The sequence below is a fragment of the Arthrobacter sp. AG258 genome, assembly GCF_004364695.1.
Lineage (GTDB): Bacteria > Actinomycetota > Actinomycetes > Actinomycetales > Micrococcaceae > Arthrobacter.
On sequence record NZ_SOBI01000002.1, the window covers coordinates 112,356 to 134,254 of the forward strand.

General features: G+C 66.2%; 23 protein-coding genes and 1 tRNA gene. 5 read left to right on the forward strand and 19 right to left on the reverse strand.

Annotated elements, in window-relative coordinates:
• Positions 1–98: 98 nt before the first annotated feature.
• The 6 genes from DFO47_RS03800 to DFO47_RS03825 form a co-directional block, all read right to left on the reverse strand.
• Positions 99–3,323: a hypothetical protein gene (locus DFO47_RS03800; protein ID WP_133830764.1), complete on the reverse strand. Its 3,225-nt coding sequence runs from the start codon at positions 3,321–3,323 to the stop codon at positions 99–101.
• A gap of 242 nt (positions 3,324–3,565) precedes the next feature.
• Entirely contained in the window at positions 3,566–3,802 is a 237-nt protein-coding gene (locus DFO47_RS03805; protein WP_133830765.1) for a hypothetical protein, read from the reverse strand.
• 7 nt (positions 3,803–3,809) lie between these two features.
• Positions 3,810–5,738, reverse strand: a complete 1,929-nt coding sequence (locus DFO47_RS03810) for a phage/plasmid primase, P4 family (RefSeq protein ID WP_208294363.1) — start codon at positions 5,736–5,738, stop codon at positions 3,810–3,812.
• Positions 5,739–6,847: 1,109 nt separating this feature from the next.
• Entirely contained in the window at positions 6,848–7,258 is a 411-nt protein-coding gene (locus DFO47_RS03815; RefSeq protein ID WP_133830766.1) for a hypothetical protein, read from the reverse strand.
• Positions 7,259–7,428: 170 nt separating this feature from the next.
• Positions 7,429–8,253: a type II CAAX endopeptidase family protein gene (locus DFO47_RS03820; protein WP_133830767.1), complete on the reverse strand. Its 825-nt coding sequence runs from the start codon at positions 8,251–8,253 to the stop codon at positions 7,429–7,431.
• 19 nt (positions 8,254–8,272) lie between these two features.
• Positions 8,273–10,198 carry a DHH family phosphoesterase gene (locus DFO47_RS03825; RefSeq protein WP_133830768.1) on the reverse strand — a complete coding sequence of 642 codons (1,926 nt, stop codon included), beginning with the start codon at positions 10,196–10,198 and terminating at the stop codon, positions 8,273–8,275.
• Positions 10,199–10,405: 207 nt separating this feature from the next.
• On the opposite strand from DFO47_RS03825, the gene DFO47_RS03830 reads away from it, so the two are divergent.
• On the forward strand, positions 10,406–10,741 hold the full coding sequence (locus DFO47_RS03830) for an Lsr2 family protein (RefSeq protein WP_056387574.1): 336 nt from the start codon (positions 10,406–10,408) through the stop codon (positions 10,739–10,741).
• 123 nt (positions 10,742–10,864) lie between these two features.
• Here the strand turns inward: DFO47_RS03830 and DFO47_RS03835 are convergent, their stop codons facing one another.
• Positions 10,865–11,353 (reverse strand): SLOG family protein, encoded by a 489-nt coding sequence (locus DFO47_RS03835; RefSeq protein WP_133830769.1) that lies wholly within the window; start codon positions 11,351–11,353, stop codon positions 10,865–10,867.
• A gap of 168 nt (positions 11,354–11,521) precedes the next feature.
• Positions 11,522–11,854: a hypothetical protein gene (locus tag DFO47_RS03840; protein ID WP_133830770.1), complete on the reverse strand. Its 333-nt coding sequence runs from the start codon at positions 11,852–11,854 to the stop codon at positions 11,522–11,524.
• Between the two features lie 2,134 nt (positions 11,855–13,988).
• On the opposite strand from DFO47_RS03840, the gene DFO47_RS03845 reads away from it, so the two are divergent.
• From DFO47_RS03845 to DFO47_RS03855, 3 genes are all read left to right on the forward strand, one after another.
• Positions 13,989–14,456 carry a hypothetical protein gene (locus tag DFO47_RS03845; RefSeq protein ID WP_133830771.1) on the forward strand — a complete coding sequence of 156 codons (468 nt, stop codon included), beginning with the start codon at positions 13,989–13,991 and terminating at the stop codon, positions 14,454–14,456.
• Positions 14,457–14,508: 52 nt separating this feature from the next.
• Positions 14,509–15,822, forward strand: a complete 1,314-nt coding sequence (locus DFO47_RS03850) for a hypothetical protein (protein WP_133830772.1) — start codon at positions 14,509–14,511, stop codon at positions 15,820–15,822.
• A 189-nt stretch (positions 15,823–16,011) separates the two neighbouring features.
• Positions 16,012–16,242 (forward strand): hypothetical protein, encoded by a 231-nt coding sequence (locus DFO47_RS03855; protein WP_133830773.1) that lies wholly within the window; start codon positions 16,012–16,014, stop codon positions 16,240–16,242.
• 104 nt (positions 16,243–16,346) lie between these two features.
• On the opposite strand, the gene DFO47_RS03860 is transcribed toward DFO47_RS03855, so the two are convergent.
• The 5 genes from DFO47_RS03860 to DFO47_RS03880 form a co-directional block, all read right to left on the reverse strand.
• On the reverse strand, positions 16,347–17,069 hold the full coding sequence (locus tag DFO47_RS03860) for an HD domain-containing protein (protein ID WP_133830774.1): 723 nt from the start codon (positions 17,067–17,069) through the stop codon (positions 16,347–16,349).
• A 155-nt stretch (positions 17,070–17,224) separates the two neighbouring features.
• Complete coding sequence (locus DFO47_RS03865; RefSeq protein WP_056387596.1) at positions 17,225–17,488, reverse strand: hypothetical protein; 264 nt, start codon at positions 17,486–17,488, stop codon at positions 17,225–17,227.
• A gap of 36 nt (positions 17,489–17,524) precedes the next feature.
• Positions 17,525–17,905: a hypothetical protein gene (locus tag DFO47_RS03870; RefSeq protein ID WP_133830775.1), complete on the reverse strand. Its 381-nt coding sequence runs from the start codon at positions 17,903–17,905 to the stop codon at positions 17,525–17,527.
• 5 nt (positions 17,906–17,910) lie between these two features.
• Positions 17,911–18,240, reverse strand: a complete 330-nt coding sequence (locus DFO47_RS03875; protein WP_133830776.1) for a hypothetical protein — start codon at positions 18,238–18,240, stop codon at positions 17,911–17,913.
• A 67-nt stretch (positions 18,241–18,307) separates the two neighbouring features.
• The gene (locus DFO47_RS03880; RefSeq protein WP_133830777.1) at positions 18,308–18,547 is read right to left on the reverse strand and encodes a hypothetical protein; all 240 of its coding nucleotides are present in this window, start codon (positions 18,545–18,547) and stop codon (positions 18,308–18,310) included.
• Between the two features lie 251 nt (positions 18,548–18,798).
• Here DFO47_RS03880 and DFO47_RS03885 point away from each other — a divergent pair, with 251 nt between their 5' ends.
• Positions 18,799–19,020: a hypothetical protein gene (locus DFO47_RS03885; RefSeq protein ID WP_056387604.1), complete on the forward strand. Its 222-nt coding sequence runs from the start codon at positions 18,799–18,801 to the stop codon at positions 19,018–19,020.
• A gap of 61 nt (positions 19,021–19,081) precedes the next feature.
• Here the strand turns inward: DFO47_RS03885 and DFO47_RS03890 are convergent, their stop codons facing one another.
• From DFO47_RS03890 to DFO47_RS21065, 6 genes are all read right to left on the reverse strand, one after another.
• Complete coding sequence (locus DFO47_RS03890; protein WP_133830778.1) at positions 19,082–19,675, reverse strand: hypothetical protein; 594 nt, start codon at positions 19,673–19,675, stop codon at positions 19,082–19,084.
• Positions 19,676–19,816: 141 nt separating this feature from the next.
• On the reverse strand, positions 19,817–20,155 hold the full coding sequence (locus tag DFO47_RS03895) for a hypothetical protein (RefSeq protein WP_133830779.1): 339 nt from the start codon (positions 20,153–20,155) through the stop codon (positions 19,817–19,819).
• Between the two features lie 37 nt (positions 20,156–20,192).
• Positions 20,193–20,840, reverse strand: coding sequence for a thermonuclease family protein (locus DFO47_RS03900; RefSeq protein WP_133830780.1), 648 nt, complete (start codon positions 20,838–20,840; stop codon positions 20,193–20,195).
• A gap of 166 nt (positions 20,841–21,006) precedes the next feature.
• Positions 21,007–21,309 (reverse strand): hypothetical protein, encoded by a 303-nt coding sequence (locus DFO47_RS03905; RefSeq protein WP_056387614.1) that lies wholly within the window; start codon positions 21,307–21,309, stop codon positions 21,007–21,009.
• A gap of 17 nt (positions 21,310–21,326) precedes the next feature.
• Positions 21,327–21,635 (reverse strand): hypothetical protein, encoded by a 309-nt coding sequence (locus DFO47_RS03910; protein WP_071416397.1) that lies wholly within the window; start codon positions 21,633–21,635, stop codon positions 21,327–21,329.
• Positions 21,636–21,697: 62 nt separating this feature from the next.
• Positions 21,698–21,843, reverse strand: a tRNA-OTHER gene (locus DFO47_RS21065).
• Positions 21,844–21,899: the final 56 nt, after the last annotated feature.

The window sequence follows — 21,899 nt, forward strand, 5'->3', positions numbered from 1 at the left end:
GTGAATGATCTGTGCGGAACCATTCGCAATGGTGCGCAGAGTTGAACAAGGGGGCCGCGGCGTGCGCGGCCCCCTTGTGCGGGTTGTGGTGGATCGGCTCAGACGGCCTCGTTCATCCAGTTCTTGGTGCACGTCTCCTCGAGCATCCGGACGTAGGTGTCCAGGTCCAGCGAGGCGATGAGCCGCTCGATCCGGTCGGCCGGCAGCTGGTGCAGGTCGTCGTTGACGACGACCATCGACCAGGTTGGGTCGATGGCGTTAATACGCCGCACCACGACGTCCTGGTCGTCTGGGAGCACGGCGAGCCCGTCCGACATGCTGGCCTCGGCGCGGGAGCGGGCCCAGCCGTGATGGCGCAGCACCTCCAGCGCGACCGGGTCGCGCTTGGTCCGGCCGATGTCCTCCTCGCGGCGCTTGGCCTGGCTGGCCGCGGTGACCTTCCAGGCACCGGCGTTGAGCAGGCTCCGGGCGTTCTCGGTGCCCTCGCGGACGATGAACACCCGGTTGACCATCTGCAGCACCTGTGGGTCGCGGACGTTGGTCACGTGACCCTGCTCGCTGAACTTCACACCCACGGCGGGGTCGATGGGCGCAGCCGAGAAGGGGTAGGTGATCGAGCCGCGGGAGGCCGCGATGACGTTCTGGAACAACAGGAGCGACCGGATCGGGTCGTCCTCCAGGACCGCCTCCTCGATCACCTTCCGGCCCAGCATCAGGTCGAAGGGCTCCGCGATCGCCGACTCCCCCCTGCTCGCCACCGTCTGCAGGTAGCGGGCCAGGGCGAAGTCGATCACGGCCGGGTGGGCCAGCGACTTCGTCGGAGTCGGGCCCGCGTGGCAGGCCAGCGTGCCGCCACCGGCGGCGATGATCGGACTGTCTGCCACGGACCGCCCCGGTTCCGGGGCCTCCAGCTCCAGGCGGTTGTTCGAGTCCTTGCTGATGAGGAACATCAGCTCAGGTTCGATGTCGACGCCGATGGCCTCCTGCTGCTCGGCGAGCACCCGGTTGTTGGTCGCTTCGTCGAATCCGTTCTCGCCGCCGACGACCGAGTAGAGGCCGTCGGTGTTGGTGGAGATGATCCGCGCCCCGGCCAGCGTCTGGGCCTGTCCGATCCGCCAGCTGAACAGCTGGCCAAGGATGCGCATCGAGATGATGCGGTTGTTCATCCGGATCGGCGTCCGGTGACTTGCGTCGCCTGCGCCCGAGGCCGAGTTGAGGATCAGCTTCGTGCCGTTGCGCAGCACGCCGAGCCCGGCGATCTGAGCCTTCAGCCGCGCAGCTTCAGGGCTGTCGCCCGGAAGCTGCGCCAGCTGCTTCTTCAGCCCCTTGATCTCCTGGCCGTAGCGCTCTTTGTCGAAGAAGATCTTCGCGTAGCGGTCCTCACCCAGCTCGGGGTTCCAGAACGCCCGCATGTTGCGCAGCAGGTTCGGGTAGTAGCTGGTGAAGTCCTCGTGGATCACCAGGCCAGCCGAGGTACGTGCGAACTTCGGGTGCAACTTGTCGGAGCCGTCTTCCTTGGCGATGAACAGCTCCGGCTTCTTCTTGGCCGGCTCATCGCGGTAGGCGGCATTGGTGGCCGTGCTGTTGGCGAGTACCACCTTGCCTTCCAGGACACCGCCGTCGGGCAGGACGACGTTCAGCGCCTCCGCCTCGGGCCGCTGGGTGGTCAACAGGTCCGCCGGGTCAGGCACCTGGGCCTGGGCGCGGGCGAGCTGCCCGGCCTGGTCAGGGTCGTCCTTCTTCGGCTTGCGGTACTTGACCTTCTCCGGGTCCGAACCCAGCAGGACCAGCCGCTTGTCGACGAAGGTGCCGTCGGGCAGGCGGAGCATGGCGTGCTGACGCTTGGCCTCGGCCACGAAGTCCTTTGCGTCCGGGAAGGCCTGCGCTGCCCGGATGAGCATCATGGTCTGATCGTTGTGCTCGACCTTCTCGGCGTTGAACACCGACAGGTCGGCTTCGGCCCCATGGATGCCGCCGGTGGAGAACGTGGCGAAGCAGGACGACGGCGAGGCGTCCGCCCGGAAATACGGCACGTTGTTCGGGGTCTTGGGCACATCGCGCAGAGACCGGGCCGGAAGGCTGAACTTGTCGCGGTACTCCTCGGAGTCGTTGAAGTTCTGCCCCTCGATCGAGCGGTAGTACGCCACGACTTGCAGGAACTGCCGGTGGGCCTCGCGCTGGGCTGCAGTCACTTCGGAGTGGGTGGCCGGGTCGGGCGCGACGTTCTCCTCGAAGAAGCGCACACACTCGTCGAGCACGTTGACCGGCTCGATCCCGCGTTCTTTAGCGACCTCGGGGTGCGGATATACGAAGGACACCGCCTCGATGTCATCCAGTGAGGCGTAGGGTGCGAGGATGCGGCCCACGAACTTTGCCGATGAGGAGTCGACTGCCAGCCGGTCCTTGCGCACCGCACCGTTATTGGTGAACACCGTTTCGGTGAACTGGGCGAGCAGAGCGGCCTTGAGATCGAAGTTGCTCGCGTACGCCGGGTGCCGGAACAGCTGGGCCAGACCAAGGCAGTCCGAGACGTTGTAGGCCAGCAGCTCATAGAGATCCTCTACCGCCTCGATGCTCGTGTCATGGCTGAGCTTCTCGGATTCCTTGATCTGGCGGCCGAGCATCCCGAGCAGGCGCTTGAGGCTGACCTTGGACTGCAGTTCGTTCAGCCGGGCCACGTCCAGGTGCCGGCCCGAGTGAAGCATGGCGCGGCGGATCTTCGCAGCCGCCCCGTCCCAGCCGAGGTAGCCAGGCATGTACTCGATGTGCTGGGACGAGAAGAGCTGGTCGTTGTGGTCGCGCAGAGTACGGGCCGTGGTCGGCTGAAACGGCCGACCGCTGCCCGGGGCCGGAAACGCCTCGTTGAGGTAGAGCGCGACCATAGTCGTGTCATAGTTCATTGAGTTGTAGCCAGCAAGGAACGGATGCACTGCCGGGTCGTACTCGGGGTCTGTGTCGCAGACCGGACGCAGCGCCGCGGGGTACCCGCCTGGGTCGGAGTGGTTGCACACCTGGTCGGCGTTCGAGAGGCCCATCAGTTCGGCGAGCCGGAGGCTGCCCCGTTCGCCGCCGAGGTTCCAAAGCTGGACGCTGACCGCGGGCAGCCCCGGGTTGGAGCGGATCACGGTGTCGTAGAGGGCTTGGGGGTCGACGGAGGCGACCAGCGCCGGGTCGTCGGCCAGGAAGAAGATCTCCAGGTCGTGGACGGCGCGGCCCGGCCGCGGGGTGTAGGCGCACAGCGTGAAGACGTTCGACAGCGATTCGATGTCGTAGAACGTGAAGAGCGCGGTCTCAGCTGTGACGGGGGTGCGCTGGGTGGTCATGGGTCTGGCCTTTCGGTCGTCACCGGCCGTCACGGCCGGGGTATGCAGTTATCTGGTCGGGGTGCCGGCTGCTGCCGCGGATGGCCTTAGGCGGCGCTTCTTCCTTGTGACGGGCGCGGGGACCGGCCGGGCACCGCGGACCCATCGACCTCCCACCAGGGAGTAGCCGAAGTGCTCACGCTGGCCGATGCAGTCGGCGCATTCCTTTCCGGGTGAGACTCCCTCTCCTGCACATCCGTCCTTCAGTCGATCGGGTTGTGTGGAGAGCGGCGGCGCGGGGCGTCCATCCGACTGGAGGCCTCAGCCACGAGCCGCCGCTTCTCCTCCGGGTCGGCACTGATCTGCGAGCGGACGATCAGGTTGGTGATCCGCTGTTCGCGGGCGACATCGGCCAGCGCGGTGCTCGCCCTGCCTTGTTGCTTGGCGAGGTCGGTCACCGCCCGGGCGAGCTCGGTGATGGCCCTGGCGATTGTGCGCATGGTCGGATCAGTCCTCTCCTGTGGTGTCCTCGTCGTCGGCGTCCACCTGGGCGGCGGGACCGGTGTGCCGGAGCAGGCCGCGGTAGTTGGCCTGAAGGACCGGCTGCGACTTCTTTTTCGGGTCCGAGCCGCTGTAGTGCGGGTTCATCCACTTCTTCAGCTCGTACTCGGCGATGGTCGTCTCGGGGGTGGCCATCATCTGGCCGGGGCGGATCTTCTTGTTCTTGTCCGGGCAGTGCCACAGCGGGTCAGGCCGCACGATCGCAACCAGGTCCGTGATGAACTGCTTGTTGCTCACCGGCGACCCCGAGGGCGAGACGTCTGCGAACCAGGCCTTGTAGAGGTCATAGGTGAAGGTGAAAGGCACCAGGTCCCACACCAGCCGCTCGCGGAACTCTTCCCAGAAGGCGCGCACGGGGTCGTTGGCCTCCTTGTACTCGGCCAGGACGTCCTTGGTCGCCACCGGCTCGGAGAGCTGGTAGTAGTTGCCCGGGTCGGCTGCGCCGGCGCGGTTGAGCACGTACCAGAGGGCGTACTCCAGGACCTCGCGGCGCTGGAGGTAATCGTCCTTGATGTACTTGCGCTCCATGCCGGTGAAGCTCTTGTTGAACGGTACGAACAGCTGCCGGCGGTAGAAGCTTTCGGACTTGTCCTTCACGCGCGGGAACTCGTTGAGGCACTGGACCATGAAGCCGAAGAACTGGTAGGCGATCGGCATCCGGTACTTCCGGTTGATCTGGATGACGTCGTTGGTGACGATCGCCTTCAGGTTGGCCGCTTTGTCGATGAAGGTGCCCACGTCGTTCTCGTCGACGATGATCGCGTTGGCGCGCACGAGCGGCTCGAGCGCGAAGTCCTTGCCGAAGTCGCTCAGCGGGATCGAGGTGTGCGAGCGTGGCCCGCACAGGTTGCGCATGAGCGAGCACAGCGTGCCCTTGCCGTTGTTGCCCTGTTCTGAATAGAACCAGGCAGTCTTGCCCCAGCTGACGTGCGGCCGGATGATCGCGCCGATGACCTCCCAGAGCAGCTCGGGGATACCCTCCTCGTCGGAGAGCTCGTGGATCCAGGACTCGATGTCCCAGACCGAGCCGTCGACAGGGTGGACGATCACCGGGTTGTCCGGGTCTTCGACGTAGTCGATGTGGCACTTGGCCAGGAACACCAGTGCCGGGTCGAAGGGTACGAGCGACTTGGGTTCGAAGTGGAAGGCCTTGCCGCCCTCATGGATGTCCCGGGCCTCGCGGCCGTAGTGGAACACGCCGTTGTTCACGGCGATGAGGTCTCTGTGGCTGCACTGGTGCCGGCGCGGGCTGTCCTCGCGGAGTACTGCCAGGACCTCGGCGAACTCCTTGAGTGTCAGCTGCGTGTTGTAACGGCGTGCCGTGGTGCGGATGTCGTCCTCGCTGGTGGTGTACGTGCCGCGGCCCGGGCCGGTGGCCTGGTACATCGCCAGCAGGTCGTACTCGCGGTCAGTGTCCTTGGCGCTGGGGGCGATGCGGATCACGTGGTGCAGGCTCAACAGGATTTGCGCCACTTGCCAGTAGGTCAGGTGCCGGGCCAGGGGCAGCTTCTCGGCAGCCACCTTGGTCTTGCTGTTCTCGGCCTTGGAGACGCCGTTCACGATCGCGAGCAGCTGCTTCTCGAGCAGGCGCGGTGCCGGCGGGTCCGACGGGTCGATCAGCTGGAGGTAGACCTCGGTCGCGCGCGTGACTATTTCGTTTTGCGGGGCGATGTCGCCGCCGTCGGCGAAGTACGTCATGACCTCGGTGAAGGCGTCGGCGACAGGGTTGGTCGAGGGGGTGTCGAAGTCCTCGTCGAAGACGGGCGTTGGGTCGTCAGGAGTCGTCATGCTGCTGTCTTTCTCGATCGCGTCGAGTACCTGCCGGCAGTGAGTGGGAAGCCGATTGGTCTCGTAATCGAATAGGAACGTGCTCACGACTCTATGCCATCCGAATGGTCTTTCGCAACGAGTCGACTGATAGCCGACTCATGGTCCGACAGAGGTCCCGGGTGGGGCTCGGAGGGGTCGCGCGCGAGACCCGGAGGCCACGACGACACGACGAGAGCGTGCGGTCTGGAATGAGAAACAGCGGCTCCGGGGGCGTATGCCCCACGGAGCCGCTGGCTTCTCGTGCTCGAGCACTCCCCCGCGGGCGGCGTGAGCCGCCCGACCCCCTGGTCGGGGTTCGGGGAGTTCTTCCGACCGGCCGGCCGGGAACCTCCAGAGCTGGGATCCGGCTGCAGCAGCGAGCCGGTATACCCCCTATGGGTATCGGAAGGTGTACCACTTGACGTGGTACACCTGTTTCCCCTGGTCAGTCGGGGATTTCAGGACTTCTCCAAACGGGGTGTACCACATGGAGATTTGCACGTGGTACAGGCGTTTGCCCTGGTGAGACGGGCTTTATATACCCCCTGTACCACTTGTACCACTAAATAAAGACTAGATATACGCGCATGGGGATAAGAGCTCTTACTGGCTGGATGACCGATCGGAGGCGTCCTTCGCGCACATATGTAAACGCTCGGAATCTGGTGGTACTCGTGGTACACCTGCCGAAAACGCTGATCTACCAAGGCAAAACGGCGTACCACGTCCGCTCGGGCACGTGGTACAGACTCCCTCGGCCGCGGTCGCCTGACCCGCCGTTTGAGCAGGCCAGCACTGGGATCGGGAGGTGTACCACGACACGTGGTACACCTCGGCGCTGCGTCCTCCCGTGCAGCGGAGCATCAGGCCCTGACGGCCCTGACGGGAGCGACCGCGATGGGTCCGGCGTCCTGGTCGACCGGGCTTCCGAGTGATTCCGAGTGATTCCGAGACAGACCTTCGAATGGCCGCCGGAATGGGATGCCAACTGCATTGCACATGATGAATCGACACTGATAGAGTGGGCATTGGTGTTAGGGCCAGGAACCGTCACCAGGCGTTGTTGTCACAGGAACGTGAAAACAGAAAGGCCGGAGAAGCATCCCCGTGGGAAGGGAGCTCTCCGGCCTTTCTGCGCGCTCACGCTGGTGCGAGGCCCAGGGTGCGCCGGCCGCCTAGAAGGCGGCCGCGCTGCGGCCTCGCCGGTATCCCGCATTGGGGGACTCGGGTATGTGGGCACGGACCCGGTGGCCGTCCTCGACGGCGTACAGGATCTCGTAGGTGATGGAGACGTTGCGGTTGCAGGGCATCACACCCTGCCTCCGGCGCATCTCGAGCTTGCGGAAGCCAGCGACGGACTCGGCGCGTTCGAAGAAGCGGGCGAGCATCTCGCGGGCGCGTTCGCGCGCCTGCTCCGCCGTGCCGCCGCTGGTGCTCATGGTGAAGAAGTGCATGGACCCTCGATCGAAGGTCGGCCTCTCACCGGTGTCTAAGTCGCTGGCGAACCGCGCGCGGCGCACTTCGCTGCCGCTGGGGCGCACGAGCCGGCCTTGCGCGTCATACGCGCACTTGTTGACGACGGCCATGGTGGATCCCCCTCCTCTCAGGTCTGGCTGACGAAAATCCTTCAGCCAATCCCCCGGTGACCGGATCACCCCGGTCACCCGAGAGCAGGCCCTCCGGAGCGACCGTCGGCCCACGGCCGAAAGGTCGCCCGGAGGGCACCAGCGTCAGTCCTGCACGTTGAGCCCGGCCGCTATGCGGCCTGTGGCTCGCTTTCCCTGCATTCTTCCCCGCCGGCCTCCCTGTCGTCTTGTGCAGGCCCGCACGCGGGTGCCGCCATGCGGTACACCGCCAGGGCGCACGCGAGGAACGCCGCGGTCATCAGCAGCGCTGAGACGGGGTTCGCCAGTGCGCCCAGCAGCTGGGCGGGGACAAGGACGGCCGCGAGGTTGAAGGCCAGGTGGAGCAGCACGCACGGCCACAGGACGCGGGTGCGTTCGTAGACCAGCGCCAGCAGCACCGCCAGGGGCAGCGTGGCAGCAAACTGGACGACGTTGGCGTGCAGCAGGCTGAAGCCCGCGGCGGTGACGAGCACCGCCGCGACGATGCCGACCCTGCGCCGCAGCAGCGGGTAGAGCAGGCCGCGGAAAAGCATCTCCTCGGCCACCGGCGCTGCCACCAGTGCGAGCAGGAGGGCCACGACGGGACCGGCGTCTGTCTTGGCTCGGGTCGATTCATCGAATCCCGCCGAGCCGCTAAGGGTATAGAGCCACAAGGCCAGGGACTGGCCGGCGAAGAACGCCAGAGCCAGGCACCCAAGCACCGTTCGGGTAAAGCGCGGTGTTCCGGACATCGGTCGGACCGTTGGCGCGTTGGCGAACCACCGGGGCCGGAAGAGCCTGGCAGCGCTGACGAGCAGCGCCACCAGGCCTCCGAGCACCGCCGTACCCAGGACGGGCTCGCCGACCACGGAAACTACGGCAAGGCCAAGTCCCAGGTAGGCGGCGAGCACGCCGAGGGGCACGAGGACACACCACGCGATGGAGACGAGCCGGGACTTGATGGGTGGAGCGGGCATCCCCGCCTCCTTTCCGTGGTCAGACAGACGCAGGGATCCGCTCTTCGATGACGGCCTGGACGCGGGTCTCGCCGCGGAAGGTGTTCAGCTGCAGCTTCGCGATGAAACGCAGCGTTCCGACCTCGGTGCGGCTGGCCGACCGCGTCAGAGCCGAAATCTCCGGCTCCTTCTCCTCGGCGACGTTCCACCACAGGCAGGACAGCCCGGACCTGGTGACCAGCCGCAGGTGCTTCTTGCACAGGCGGCACACGCGGTAGCCGCGGGCGTTGGTCATCAGGTTGGCGTCGGTGCGCTCATGGCCGCAGTCAGTATCGGAACCGATCCGGTCCACCCGCAGCCCGAGTGGCTCGACAGCGATTTCGACCACCGGCTCGACGAAGCCGTGGCCGAAGGGCCGCAGCGCTTCCACACGCCGGACGAAGCCGACCAGAGGCTCCAGGTCGTCCAGGCCAGCATCGCAGTCCCGGTCCGGGCCCAGGACCAGGTCGGCACGGCGCTCATCCTGGACGACAGCCAGCAGGGCAACCTGCGTGGCCTCCCGCAATGCTTCGACCAGACCGTCGAGCAGTTCCGCCCGGTCGACCTTGACGCCGCAGGCCTGCTGGTGGCCGATGGCGCGCATGCCGTCCTGGTGCTCGAGTGTGTCGATGATGCCGAACCACGACGGTGCCCGGCCGGAGCCCCCGACGTAGTCATCCGGCCCGGCGGGACGGTTGAGCACGACGACCGGGTGGCCGTGGCGCTCCATCAGCCGGTTGGCGAGCAGACCGTACATGCCCGGGTAGGCCTCGGAGAAGTAGACCCAAGGGGCCAGCGGCTGATCACCCTCCTCGAGCTCCTGGGTGTGGACCTCGACAAGCTCCTTGCGGCTCTCGTTGGTCGCGATGACCTGGTGTGCCGCCTCGAGCATCAAGTCCTGGTCAGGCGCGGTGAACACGCCGAAGCACGGTGCGAGCGGGTCGCCCGTGCGGCGCGGGGAGTTCATCGCCGGCGCGAGGTAGAACCCGTAGAAGCCCTCGTCGATGCTGTCGATGTCGCGGACCTTGCCTGCCTGGCCGAAGGCCTTCAGCAGGACCGCGAAGCCCTCGAAGGCCCGGACGAAGGCCGGGTGGTGCGGGTCGACGCGCAGCAGCTGCATCAGCGTCGACCGCCCGACGTCGATCGCCTCGGGGTCCGGGTCGAAGCCCCAGGGGGTCGGGACCGTGCGCGGCGCGGGCGCGTACAGCAGCCGTGCGATGGACAGCGAGTCGCGCACCAGCTGCCGGTTCTCGTACAGCACGGGCATGACGTCGGAGACGGTGCCCAGGCCGGCGAACAGGCGCAGCAGGCGGATCTCCCAGAGCTTCTCCGGCCGGTGGACGCGGGCATAGGCCTCCAACACCTGGTAGAGCACGTGCGCGCCGCAGATGCCGGTGTTGGCGTAGGTCTCGTCCATCCGACAGGGGTCGACGGTGACGTCGGCGCTCGAACCGGGTTCGAGCTCCTCGTGGTGGTCGGTGACCAGGGTCTTCCATCCCAGAGCCCGGGCGGCGGCGATCCCGCGGTGGGAGTTCACTCCCCCGTCGCAGGTCAGCAGGACCTTGGTGTCCGGCCACGTCGCTGCGATCTCTGCGATGTCCTCGGGCGTGAGGTCGTGGCCGCGGCGGTAGTCGGGCACGTGCAGCTCGACGTCGAAGCCGAGCTCTGACAGTCCGGCGTAGCCGAGCACACCGGAGGAGATCCCGTCCATGTCGAAGTCAGGGGCGATGGTGACCTTGTGGCCGGCGGCCCGGGCGTCTTCCAGGGCCTCGACCATCTCGGCCAGGCCCAGGAGCTCGTCGTGTTCAGCTGATTCGATCTCGCGGAGGTACTCGTCGGTCCAGCCGCGGCGCTGGCACATCAGGGCGAACAGGTCGACGCCGTCGTCCGTCAGTGGATGGTCGTCGACGGTCTGGAGAATGGTCATGGCGGGGGGCCTCTCGATCGTGTCGAATGGTCGGTTTACAGGGGTGGGGAAAGGCACCCGCTGGCAGTGTGATTTTAGCAGTGTGTCAGGTGGATTATGCTGGAATAGCAGCGTTTTCGGCCTATGATGAAGGCATTCGAAAGATCTGTCGTTCTGGCGTGCCCAAAGACTTCTCTAAGGTGGTTCGGATCGTCTACCATTCAAGACATGGCTATTCGAAATATTGTGGAGTCGGACATCAGTGGCAAGCCGGATGCTGCCACAGTCACCTTCGGACTGGGCGACACCTGGTTCGAGATAGACCTGACCGACGAAGAGCGCAAAGAGCTTGAGAAGAATCTCAAGGAATACATCAGTAAGGGTCGAAAGGCCACTAAGAAGGGCGAGAAGAAGCGACTCGTGCCCGAGACGACGCCCGAGGAACGCGAGGAGATCCGTAAGTGGGCGCGCGAGAACGGTCATGAAGTGCCCGAGTTCGGTCGCATTCCGAAAGCTGTCATGAAGGCCCACGATGAGGCACACGGCATCGAGCGGACTCTCTAGCCCACCTTTTCCGCAGTCTTTCGGGCCATACCGGAGAGATTTCCGGCCACCTATTCGAATCAAGGATCAACAGCCCTGCAGCACCAGCTGCAGGGCTGTTGTCATGTCCGGGGTGTGCACTTGTCAGAACGGAGGCAGGCGCGGGTGGATGATGTCTTCGACCTCGATGCTTGCAGCCAGGGCGCGGGAACGGGCGTGCACGGTGCCATGTGAGAAGTGCCCTGGCGTTCCGGGCATCAGCTGCTGCTGGCCGGTGCGTTGGTCGCACTGGCTGCAAAGGTCCAGGAAGGCGGCGACACGGACCTGCGCTCCCCCGGCGCGCATGGCGACGAGGGCATCGACCATCCGTTGGTTCCGGGTGAAGCCCGCCGCCTTGGGCTCAGCGCTCCAGTCGCCCGGGAACTCAATTACTTCGAAGCCGGCAGCCCGCCACAGCCGCTCGGCCATGGCGTCAGCACCCTTGGGACAGTGCCCTGAGAGGAGCACGGGTCGGGCGACCGCAGACGGTCCCCAGGCTCTCCAGGCCTCGTTCAAAGCCGCCTTCATGGCCTCCGCGGCGTCCCAGGTCCGGGAACCGGTCACGAGCAGCGCATGGCTGAATCCACTGGTCATCGCGATGCCTCCCGGCTGGTCATCTTGGTCATCGGCATAGATCCCGCCGGGGCCGCCGCGGTGGCAGTCCGGATTGTGATACTCGTCTGTCGCTGCATCATTCGCGTCCTCTTTCGCCGCAATGTTTTCCGGAATGATTCCCGGTGTTTCTTCTCAGTCGGCTGGTCACTACGCGGCAGCTGCCGACGCCTGGGCACTGTTGACCCTGGCAGCGCCGCGTTCGTAATGGATTGCCACCCGGACCTTCCGGTCCTCGCTGAGCGGTGCGACGTGAAGGGTGTATCCACCGTCCTTGTCGCGCTGGAGGTAGGCGACGCCGACCGTGCCGCTCTCTTCATCGTCGAAGTCGACCTTGCCAAAGCTCTCCGCCGGAGTCGCCTCAGTGACTCGCTCTCCGTGGGGGATCCACGGCCCGGCCTCGCACCTGGCTCCGGTGTCGTAGGGCGAGAGCTGCGGCTGTGGCCGGCGTGCGGACCTGGATGCCTTCCGGGCGTGTGTCATGACGATGCCTCTTCTGTTTCTCGGGATGTAGGTGTCGGGCATCGAGTGCAGGTCCCGCCAGGGGTCCGCGGAGACTCGATGTACGGTCCAGCTCCCGTGCCAGCTCCGCTGGCCTGACGGCCTTCTGGTGAACCGTGTCGGGAACTGCTCCGACTGGGCCGCGCAGCGGGCCGGCCGACGGGCCGTCCTCCTCGGACAAACCTGGTGCGCAGCGCCAGGTGATCCACCGCCTGGCTGCACCCTTTGCTGCGTCGTCCACCTGTGGATAAATGCGGCGGGGCAGGCGGGGGCGTCCTCCACTCAAGCGCAGCGCTGGGCATAGCCGGAGGGAGCGCAGCGACTGACGGACCGGCGAGCGAAGCGAGCGGTGGAACCTGTCGGCTATGCCGACCAACAGCGTCTCGAAGCGCAGCGAGAGACCGAAGCGAAGCGGAGGGTCCGCAGGACCGCTGTTGCCAGGTTCCCTTATGCCCTTTTCCTCTCTTGCCGCCATTTCGCCATTCCACGGCTGGAGCGTTAGCGGAAGCCTGGAATATCAGGGGAAACGCCCCGTACACCCTTGACCCGTACACCCCCTCTCCATCCGCGCAGCGGGTGTACGGGTCATGTCGTTTCCGCTGGATTTACGGGCTTTTGGGTGTACAGCCCTTTTGCCGTCCGCTGCAACGCCGTACGGATGCATCTTCCGCACCACCGCGAGGCACGAGCGGGTACGCGTACGGGTCCTCACACGTAGCGTCAGCGACGTCGGGCGCAGCCCGGTCCGCACCCCCTGGTGCATCCTGCTGCCGCAGGCGCATCAGACCCGGAGCGCAGCGGTCCACCACTCCCCGCGACCTGTCGCGTCAGGCTGTGGAAAACTCTGCTGTCACAGCACTGCACTGATCTGTCGGTGCGCTCGTCGCACCCGTGTGCGGGTGCTCACTCCGGCTCTGTTTCGCGGTCGCGCCAGCATCTGTCGCACCGCGTCCGAGGCGGGCCCACACCGCTTCCTTGCCGGGGTCCGTTCCGGGCCGGCCGGCTGCCCCTCCTGGTGGCAGCTGCACCCCCGGATGAGCGACAGCGAGTCCTCGACGGCCACCGCCCGGCCTGCCCCTCGTGGACGCATCAGAAGAGGAGCTTTCCCGGGAAGCATGAAGCCTCCCAGATCCAACGGGAGCCCCCGCTTCCCAGCGTCACGGAGCCGCCCGGGTCTCCCACCAGGTGCAGCTTCCTGGAGAGCCTCGCGGGTTCTCACCTTCTGGACCCCACCGCCCGTGAGGCACGGAAGGAAGCGGAGTTTTTGCCCTTTCGCTCCATGCGGGGCCCTACTACCCGGTTCGCCTTTTCCCTCCGCTCTCCTTGCGGCCCCCGGGCGGGTCGGTGACGCCACAGGCGCAACCACAGCTGCTCCACCCTGCTCCGATAGCTCCTCCGCTTGCTCCAGGACTGCCTAGAGGTGTCGCAGGCGGGTGTTCCAGGTACCGGTCCGGGCCCGCATCGCTGGACCCCTTCTGGTCCCGGAGTGGACAGATCATTGCACCGGCATGGCCAGACAGGGACACAGACCAGACCCATAAAAGACCCGAGAGAGTCCAGAAAGGCCATTCAGGCCCCATTGAGTTCCGGATGGCACTCCTTGGGGCCGCTTCGGGCGTACTGCTGGTCCCATGATGGTCTCTTACAGGTCTGCTCTGGTCCGGCTCGCGACGGTGGACTGTTGCTGGTCTCTTCGAGGGCGCTTCTGTGCTTTGTGTGGAACCACCGAGCGCCCTCCAATGTGCCGTGGCCTGATCGAGGTCTTCTGCTGGTCCGCAGCGGACCGCGTGCCGGTCCCGGGTGAGCCCTTGATGAGTCCTGTGTCTTCTGGTTCCCCGGCAGACCCGTGGCCTTCTGCGGGTCCTGCCGGCGGCTCCCACGGGTCCCGCCGCGGCCAGGGGTCGCTCACGGTGATGCAGGCCTGATCTGCTGGCGGCCTTTTGCTGGTCTTGGCGTGGTCCTTGCAGAGACCATTGAAAGACCAGTAGAATGATGACTGATAAATGAGTCGAAAGGTCCCCGACTGGCAGTAGCGCCTCGGGGACCGCGCATGAGAGGGGGCCGCGATGACCGAGGACAGTGTCCATCAGCACGAGGGCGCAAGGGGGTGCTCGCAATGACCGATAAGGCCGAGCCACGCCGTCTGCGCTGGAGCGTCCCGCGGGCCGACGAGTCGACGAACCGGTGGCTGGACGAGCAGTACGACATCTCGCGCTCGCTCCAGCTGCTGATCCGCGAGTCCATCCAGCGCGACGGCTACATCGACGTGGTCAACCGTCCCGTTGAGCATCTTCCCCGGCGCGGCCGCCCGCCGCAGGGCGAGCAGGACCCTGGGCGCAGCGAGGCCCATGAAGGAGAGGAACGCGGCGATGACGGCCGTGACGGGAGTGAAAGCCAGCACGAGAGTCGCGAAGGCCGTGACGAGGCTGCCGTGCCTGTTGCTGTTTCTTCAGAGCCCGTGCAGCGCGTCGAGGCAGCCCAGGCTGTTCAGCCGCCGCCCACGCCTCCTGTCCGCGAGCCCCACCCTGTTCCCGCCGAGGAGCCTTCTGTCCCTTCGGGGCTGGACGCCTTCCTCACCCGCTGATCCGCACCGCACTTCCTGAGACACCGACTTCCTGACCGAGAGGGACACAACCATGAGCAACACCCGCACCGCCGAGAAGACCATCCAGCTCACCGGCGGCATCGACGTCGGCAACGGATACGTCAAGGGCGTCATCCGCGGCGAGGTCCACGGCAAGGAGGTCTTTGACACGATCGACCTTCCTTCTGCCGTGGTGAGCACCTCGCGCTCCACGCCCAAGGTGCCCGAGGCTGACTCGGATGCCTTCAAGATCGTGGTGGAGGACGACTTCTACAACCGCGTCGCCGCCTCGTTCACCACTCCCCTGATCGGGCACTCGGACCTGCGCACCTTCGGCCGCGCGGCACTGAGCACCCCTGGGTCGAAGTTCACGCAGTTCGAGGTCGTCGGATCCCGCTCGAAGGCCGACCAGGAACTGAGCTCGGTGCTCGTCCTGGGCGTCTTCGCCGCCAAGGCCCTGCGCGACTATGTCCGCGAGCACGGCGCGCTGCCGGACCGCGAGCTGCGCGCCACGGTGCGCGCAGGCCTGGCTCTGCCGATTGCCGAGTACGTGCAGCGCCGCAGCGCCTATGCTGCCCAGTTCGCGGGACTCCTGGGCGCGGCCGACCCCACGGTGCACCTGGTGACCGTGAAGAACTTCTCCACGCCGGTCACCGTGCGCCTGCAGTTCGAGGATGTGCAGGTCCTGCCCGAGGGCGCGTCCGCGCAGTTCGCGATCACCGACAAGGGCGCGCCGCTGGCGCAGGCTCTGCTGGACGATCTTCGGGCCTCGGACCCCGAGGAGGCCGCGCGCCTGCAGGGTGTCACCGCCGAGCTGCTGGTCGGTGTGCGCAACACCGTCGGCGTCGACGTCGGCGAGGGCACCGTGAACTTCCCCGTCTTCACCGACGGCGCGTTCAACTCCGAAGCGGCCAGCACGCTGGACCAGGGCTACGGCACCGCGCTGACGAACGCGCTGGACCGCATGAGCACCAGCGGAGACAAGGACCTGAGGTTCAAGAACCGCAAGGCGCTGGCCGACTTCCTGCAGCAGGAGCCCAGCGTATTCCTCCAGGGCAGGTTTGACCGCGCCAAGGGCTACGTCGACGAGGAGGCCGAGTACCTGGCCGAGGAGATCGGCGCACGCTTCGAGGACGTCCTCGCCGAGGTCGGCGGCACCACCGAGGTGGTGTACGTCTACGGCGGCGGTTCGGGCCCGATCAAGGAGATCCTGCGCACTGTCCTGCAGAAGGCCGCCGGCGGCATCCCGGTGCTCTACCTCGACGCCGCGTACTCGCGCCACCTGAACCGCGAGGGCCTGTACCTGGCGGCGAAGGCCGTCGAGGTCCAGAAGCCCGAGGGCAAGCGCAGCAAGGCCGCGGCGTGACGATCATGCATTCGTGGCCCGGTCCCGAGAGGCTTGCGGTCGGCATCGAGATGATGCGTGCAGGCTGCCGATCGCGTACTGCTTCCTGTGGTACCGCTCACAGTGCTGAGCGGTACCACAGGAAGCCCCGAAAGAGACCACTGATCGACCAACAACAGACCACAGCCCACCCCAGGAGGGATCAATACCATGACCGACCACGACGAGACCCACGACGGACCCAAGAAGGACCAGCGTCAGACCTATGAGAAGCCCTCGGGCATCGTCGCACGGCTCCAGCAGCTGCACGAGGACCGACCTGTAGTCTTCGCCGTGCTCGTGATGGTGGTCTCCGGGCTGGTGTTCCTGCTCGGCGGAGTCCTCACCGGAGCTGTGGACCTCATCGGCATCTCTTTGCTGCCGGTGGACAACATGCCGTAGCGCCCGGCAGGCACAGCGCGGGCGAAAAAGAGACCTCCCCGGCGGCAGCTGATGCTGCGCCAGGGAGGTCTTTGCGGTGCTGGTGATCCAGGTCAACAGGATGGTCAATCGATGCCATGCTCGGCCGACAGGGCTGCGAGATCGTGGCTGAGATCTTCCATCGCGGCGATGGCGGCCATGGTGCACTGCTGGGTCGCAGGGCAGCAGAGCGAACGGCGCAGACCTGCTCCGACGATCTCGACGGCCGGCATGTACTTGAAGAGCATGCGGTACATGCGCGAATCCTGGCCGTGGCCGAGCTGGTGCCGGATCGAACCGGCGTTGTCCTTCAGGTCGCTGGCCTTGATGAGCAGCGCCCGGGAACCGGAGTTGGCAAGCCGCGTGAGGTGCTCCTCATAGGAGGTGCTGCCGTTAGGGGTGGTCACCGCACCAACGAGCACCGAGGCGCGCCGGCCGTACAGCCGTGCCAGGCAGCCCAGGGGATCCTCACCCGGCTGGCCGAAAGCAGCAAGCAGCTCTTTGCTGCAGTCCTCGACGACATCATGCAGCAGTGCTGCGGCAATCAGTTCAGCGTCGGTGACGCCCCAGCGCAGGAGGCGCAACGCCACGCGCAGCGGATGCTCGATGTACGGCACGCGAGGCATGTCTCCCCTGATGAAGCGGGTCTGCTTCCGGTGCAGGAACGAGGCCGTCGCAGCTGCGCGGGTCACGAGCTCCGTGTTCGTGGTGCCGGGCATGAGGTGTTGGATCTCCCGCTCGAGTTCGAACACGAGCATCGCAGGGTCCATTTGCTTGAGCGGGATACGCGTCGTGGTCAGGGTGGTCATGGCTCTTCCTTTGTTCGGGATGGTTCTCTTGCTGTTGCAAAACACCAGGCGCTGCCCCGCAGCGCGTGGACCCGCCTCAGAGACAGAGTGAGAGCCCCGGCCCCGCGCCGGAGCGCAGGAGCCGGGGCTCTGGTGGGATCAGGCAGGGCGACTGGTCATTGGTGCTGGCTGGGCTGGGTGTCGTTGTGACGGCGTAGCCGGGCAGCCCAGGTCTTCAGGCCCGGAAGTCCAGCAGCCCAGACAGCACCGGACAGGACCACGAGCACCACGCTCGCCGTCCAGTGGCCGGTCCAGGCGCTGGCTGCGATCGCGGGCAGCAGGGCGAGGACGTTCAGCACGATCCCCGTGACGAGGAGCGCCCTGCCGACACTCCGGAGGATCCGCTCGCGGCGGCCGGTGGTCTGCATCGTGTCAGGCATGGTGGTTCACGCTCCTTCGTCGTGGGATGTGTTCTCTCAGAGCTCGATCCGCTTGCCGCGGGCGAGCTCGGCAGCGGGGATGCTCAGCCGGTAACCGCCGACCGGGTAGCTGGGGTGGTCGCTGGCGACGACCGCGCAGTTCCACCAACCAGCGTGGCGCTTGCGAGGACGGGGTTCTTCCTCGCCCTCGGTGCGGGCCTCGCCGCGGTTTTCGATGGGCACCACGACGACGCGGTGGCCTGAGCCCCGCTCGGTGGCGTGCCAGGGCAGCTCGATGAGCAGGTCCTGGGGCCACTGCTCGATGGTGACCGGCAGCTTGGACAGTTCGTGGTTGGCCGAGCCCTCGGGCGACTGCGCGAGGCGCTGGGCCTCCTGCTCGGCGGTCTCGACGAATCCGATCTTCTCGAGGAAGGACATGGTGATCAGTGCTCCTGGTTCATGGGTTGGGAAGTCAACGGGTCAGCCTCAACGCTGGACTCGCCGCGGACGAGATCAGCCAGCGCCTGGGCGTAGGCGTCTTTGGCCCGTTCGATTGCAGCCTGCTCGTAGAGTGAGTGGATCTTCTCGCCGGCGGCGATGCGGTCCTCGACCTCGTCCATTGCTATGACGGCGGCGGCGAGCTGGACCCGGGCCTGAGCCTCGGCACGCCGCAGCTCCGGGTAGAAGGCCTTGCTCGTGGCGAGCCGGTGGACGGCGGCAACGCGTTGAGCTTCAGCGTCGAGGTCGGGCTCGGAAGTGGTGGCAGTGGACACGGTGATCCCCTCCTGTTTGATGAAGTCGTTTGTTCGATGCCGGACCTGGATCAGCTGCGCTGGTTCCTCAGCCCTCTGCCAGACGGCGGGCGGCCGCCTGGAAATCCGTGAAGGTAGTCTCGGCGCGTTCTGCCCGTGTGCCGTCCGCCGTGAATGCCGTGCCGCACCATCCGGTGACGTAGCGCTGGCACAGCTCGCGGTCGGCCTGGCGGGCCTGCTCGCCGTAGACGGGCGCGCTGACGACCAGCACATCAGAGCCGAAGTCGAATGGCAGCGCGTCCTGCATGGGTGCGGCGATGGTGCTCATGGCGGTTCTCCTCGGAATCCTGTGGGGCACGGCGCTGCACTGCAGGCCGTCCTTCGTCGATGACTCCTCCGTGACAGCTCCGCTGTCACCACCGCTGGCTGCACCTGAGAATCGAAGATGAAGAAGAACAACAACAAGGTTCCAACCCCGCGCCGGCAAAACGCGGATGATCCGCAGCATCGTCACAACCCCTCCACGCACCCTGGGATAGGCTTTCGGCGGAGTTCAAAATTCAACAAAGGGAGAGATTCGTGGCGGGAAGCGCGGTCTATGGCAAGGGCTACCACGCAGGCAAGCAGGATGCGCGTACAGAGGACCTGATCGCCGCGGGGGTCTTGGCGGCTGCAGGTCTGGTCATTGCAGGTGGCGTCAAGGTTTACCGGAAAGTCAAAGAGGCCCACGCAACCCGGCTGGAACAGCGGCTGAAGGACATCGACGACGGAGGTAACTCCGAAGATTCCGGCCAGCAGTAAACCACGGACACAAAAAAGAGACCCCACCGCCGGAGCACGCGCTCTGACGGTGGGGTCTTCTTCAGGCGAACGTCCTGTCCGCAGCGAAGTGCTCGTGCACGGCCTCGCGGGCGGCGGGGTATTCGTCGTAGGGATCCGGGTAAGCAGCATCGAACCGGGCAGCGGTGGTGATGCCCTGGAATCGGAGCAATTCCAGGAGATCCGGCAGGTCCTGTGCACGGCCGGAGAACTCCGCGGTGTCCGCGGCGATGATCTTGGCGCGGGTCAGCGTGGGGACACTGGCCAGCTGAAGCCTGATGCACTCGTACGCTGTGTCGTCGTCGATCCAGCGCGCCTGGTATATCGAGGCCACGAGCTCAGCGTCGTCACCGTCCATCACGTTGTCGTTGTTGATCCAGTCGCGCTCCAGGTTCATTTCGTCGGCCACCTCATGGATTGCCGCCATGACCTCTGGCGCGAAATCGCCGGTGACGCTGTCGATGTCGACGGTGAATGCCCGGTCCGCAGCACGGATGCCGTACTTCATGAGCGCGAAGCCGCCGATCGCACGGATCTGCACCGGGGCGTTCAGCCCCAGGCGCTTCAGCTTTCCGTCGAGCACCTCGAGCGCCCGCTCCAGCTGGGCCAGGCTGCACTTCTGGTCGTCGTGGCTCATCGTGCTGCTCCTTCTGGTCAGGAAAGAGCGGGTGTCTCCTTCGAGTCCAGATCCGGATCGGCTGTGCCGATCTGACGAGCCGCCAGGAAAGAGACGAGCCCGGCACCAGGGGCTCTCCCCCGTGCCGGGCTCTGTTCAGGCTCAGTGCATGCGTTCGATGCGCGTGGATCCGGACCCGTCCTGCAGGCCGGTGGCGCAGTCGTACCTGAAGCCGTTGGGCAGGCGGACCAGCGTGTGCGCCTCACGTCCTGGCCAGTTGCCGGCAGCTGCGATCGCGGGTACCGCCCGGCGGTCCATCACGCAGCTCACCCCCAGCTCCTCCACGACCTGCGGGTCGCGGACGTACTTCGCGGTGGAGCCATTGCGGGGATCGCACGGGACCTGCTTCATCCAGGCGGGGTGGTCGAGGACCCTCTTGACGAGGACCTTGTCGCCGACCTGGAGTTCGTCCAGCTCAGAGGGTGCTGTAGGGATGGGCATGTGGTTCTCCTGGTTCGTAGTCTGTAAGTGCAGCAGCTCAGCCGCGGCCGATGGAGGAGCACTGTGAGTGCGCACCGGCTTGCAGTGCCACGGCGTTGTCAGCCGCCGTGCGGTACTCGGGGATCCGCTGGGGCTCCGGCTCGCCCTTGGGGAACCAGGGCATGGCGTAGCCGTCGGTGACCTGCTGTCGCGCGGCATCGTTGTGGGCCGGTGTGATGACGTAGGCGAGAGAACGGCCATAACGGTCAGTTCTGTCTGCCCCGGGGTCGTACTCGATGGTCACTGGCATGCCCTGCGGCAGGATGCCGCCAAGATGATCAGTGGCGGCCCTAGCGCCGCACTCGGGCTCGGCATCCTTGTGATAGTTCATTTCGGGCGCGTCGATGCCCAGGAGCCTGACTGTGTGCTCGGGGATCCCGATATGCTTGTCGGTCGCCTCGAGCAGGCCGGCCACCGGCAGCACGGCGACGGTGTCGCCGTCGATGACACGGATGACTTTGGTCTCCACGCTCGCCGGTTTGCCAGAGGACACCTGTCCCGGGTCCTGGGCTGCCGCAATGCTGGTGGACGGCGTACCCGGGACGCCGGGGGCCTTCGGCAGGTCCTCGCAGCCGGTCAGCGTGACGATACAGAGCACGGCGGCGATGAGGCCGCCGAAGACAGATCCGGAGGGGGTGCGCTTCATGGTGGGGTTTCCTTGCTGGAGTGGTCGTCGGGCGCTCTGGCCGGGGTGGCAGGCGTGCTTCTCCACGGGCACGCCCGAGCCAGCTGTGCTGGCTGTTCCGGAAAGAGAAAGACAGGACCCCCGGCCCTGAGCGATGCGCTCGGTGCCAGGGGTCCAGTGAGAGAGATCAGTTGCCTGCCGCGACGGATCCGGAGTCGATGGGTTCGACGATGAAGACGCCGTCGGGCTCGCCCGTGAGCTCAGCAGCGAGCCGGCTCAGTGACTGGGCGTGGTCGAGCCTGTTACCGGCCCAGACACGCCGGCCAGCGTCGAAGTGCTCTGCGGCTTTCCTGGTCTCCTGTTCGGCACCGAGCGAGGCGATGTGTGCGAGCTTGCGGCGCACGTCCGGGCTGAGCTCGCGGATCAATGCGCTGCGTCCCTTGTGCGTCATGCCGAGCAGCATGCCGTTGCTGATGGGTCCGGTGTACATGGCGGTTTCCTTGCTGGTCAGGGTTGTTCCGGTCCGCGGGCGACGAGCACGAGGCGCGAGCCGCGGACGAGGTGGGCCTCACCGCCGACGGTGAGGATGTGGACAGTGCTGCCCACCGAAGGCCGCACCTGCTCGACGACGGCTGTGCCGCCATCCAGATCAGGGTTCAGGTCGCGCAGCGCGACCCGGTCGCCCCGGCGCAGCATCCGGGCGCTCTTGCCGCCGAGGATGCGGTGGCGCTCGGTCGAGCGCAACAGAGCCTCCTGGACCGCAGGACCGCCGTCTTTGACGATGTCGAGGAAGGCGGGGGTGATGGTGTCGGTCATGGCATTGCCCTCCTGGCTGGTGCAGCTGATGGATCGCGCGGGCCTGTACGACCCTGGGTCTGTGGCGCTCACGGGGATCGAACCCGTGACCTCTCGTGCGTCGCCCTGCAACGGGCCTGTAGCCTGGGTCTGCCCGACCAGGGATTGATGCGGAATCGAACCGCGGGCAGTCAGAACGCCGAGTGCTCTGCCGCTGAGCTAGAGCGCCGTGGGCCGGTTCCGGGAAGGAGCCGGCGAGGGGTTGTGAGGAAAGGGACGAGGAGC

Bases quoted from the DNA above. Each gene is read 5' to 3' on its own strand.
- DFO47_RS03905 (WP_056387614.1), bottom strand. From the start codon at position 21,309: ATGTACACCGGACCCATCAGCAACGGCATGCTGCTCGGCATGACGCAC.
- DFO47_RS03840 (WP_133830770.1), bottom strand. From the start codon at position 11,854: ATGACACACGCCCGGAAGGCATCCAGGTCCGCACGCCGGCCACAGCCG.
- DFO47_RS03835 (WP_133830769.1), bottom strand. From the start codon at position 11,353: ATGACCAGTGGATTCAGCCATGCGCTGCTCGTGACCGGTTCCCGGACC.
- DFO47_RS03870 (WP_133830775.1), bottom strand. From the start codon at position 17,905: ATGTCCTTCCTCGAGAAGATCGGATTCGTCGAGACCGCCGAGCAGGAG.
- DFO47_RS03800 (WP_133830764.1), bottom strand. From the start codon at position 3,323: ATGACCACCCAGCGCACCCCCGTCACAGCTGAGACCGCGCTCTTCACG.
- DFO47_RS03860 (WP_133830774.1), bottom strand. From the start codon at position 17,069: ATGACCACCCTGACCACGACGCGTATCCCGCTCAAGCAAATGGACCCT.
- DFO47_RS03845 (WP_133830771.1), top strand. From the start codon at position 13,989: ATGACCGATAAGGCCGAGCCACGCCGTCTGCGCTGGAGCGTCCCGCGG.
- DFO47_RS03880 (WP_133830777.1), bottom strand. From the start codon at position 18,547: ATGAGCACCATCGCCGCACCCATGCAGGACGCGCTGCCATTCGACTTC.
- DFO47_RS03850 (WP_133830772.1), top strand. From the start codon at position 14,509: ATGAGCAACACCCGCACCGCCGAGAAGACCATCCAGCTCACCGGCGGC.
- DFO47_RS03865 (WP_056387596.1), bottom strand. From the start codon at position 17,488: ATGCCTGACACGATGCAGACCACCGGCCGCCGCGAGCGGATCCTCCGG.
- DFO47_RS03805 (WP_133830765.1), bottom strand. From the start codon at position 3,802: ATGCGCACAATCGCCAGGGCCATCACCGAGCTCGCCCGGGCGGTGACC.
- DFO47_RS03895 (WP_133830779.1), bottom strand. From the start codon at position 20,155: ATGCCCATCCCTACAGCACCCTCTGAGCTGGACGAACTCCAGGTCGGC.
- DFO47_RS03910 (WP_071416397.1), bottom strand. From the start codon at position 21,635: ATGACCGACACCATCACCCCCGCCTTCCTCGACATCGTCAAAGACGGC.
- DFO47_RS03890 (WP_133830778.1), bottom strand. From the start codon at position 19,675: ATGAGCCACGACGACCAGAAGTGCAGCCTGGCCCAGCTGGAGCGGGCG.
- DFO47_RS03815 (WP_133830766.1), bottom strand. From the start codon at position 7,258: ATGGCCGTCGTCAACAAGTGCGCGTATGACGCGCAAGGCCGGCTCGTG.
- DFO47_RS03820 (WP_133830767.1), bottom strand. From the start codon at position 8,253: ATGCCCGCTCCACCCATCAAGTCCCGGCTCGTCTCCATCGCGTGGTGT.
- DFO47_RS03855 (WP_133830773.1), top strand. From the start codon at position 16,012: ATGACCGACCACGACGAGACCCACGACGGACCCAAGAAGGACCAGCGT.
- DFO47_RS03825 (WP_133830768.1), bottom strand. From the start codon at position 10,198: ATGACCATTCTCCAGACCGTCGACGACCATCCACTGACGGACGACGGC.
- DFO47_RS03900 (WP_133830780.1), bottom strand. From the start codon at position 20,840: ATGAAGCGCACCCCCTCCGGATCTGTCTTCGGCGGCCTCATCGCCGCC.
- DFO47_RS03830 (WP_056387574.1), top strand. From the start codon at position 10,406: ATGGCTATTCGAAATATTGTGGAGTCGGACATCAGTGGCAAGCCGGAT.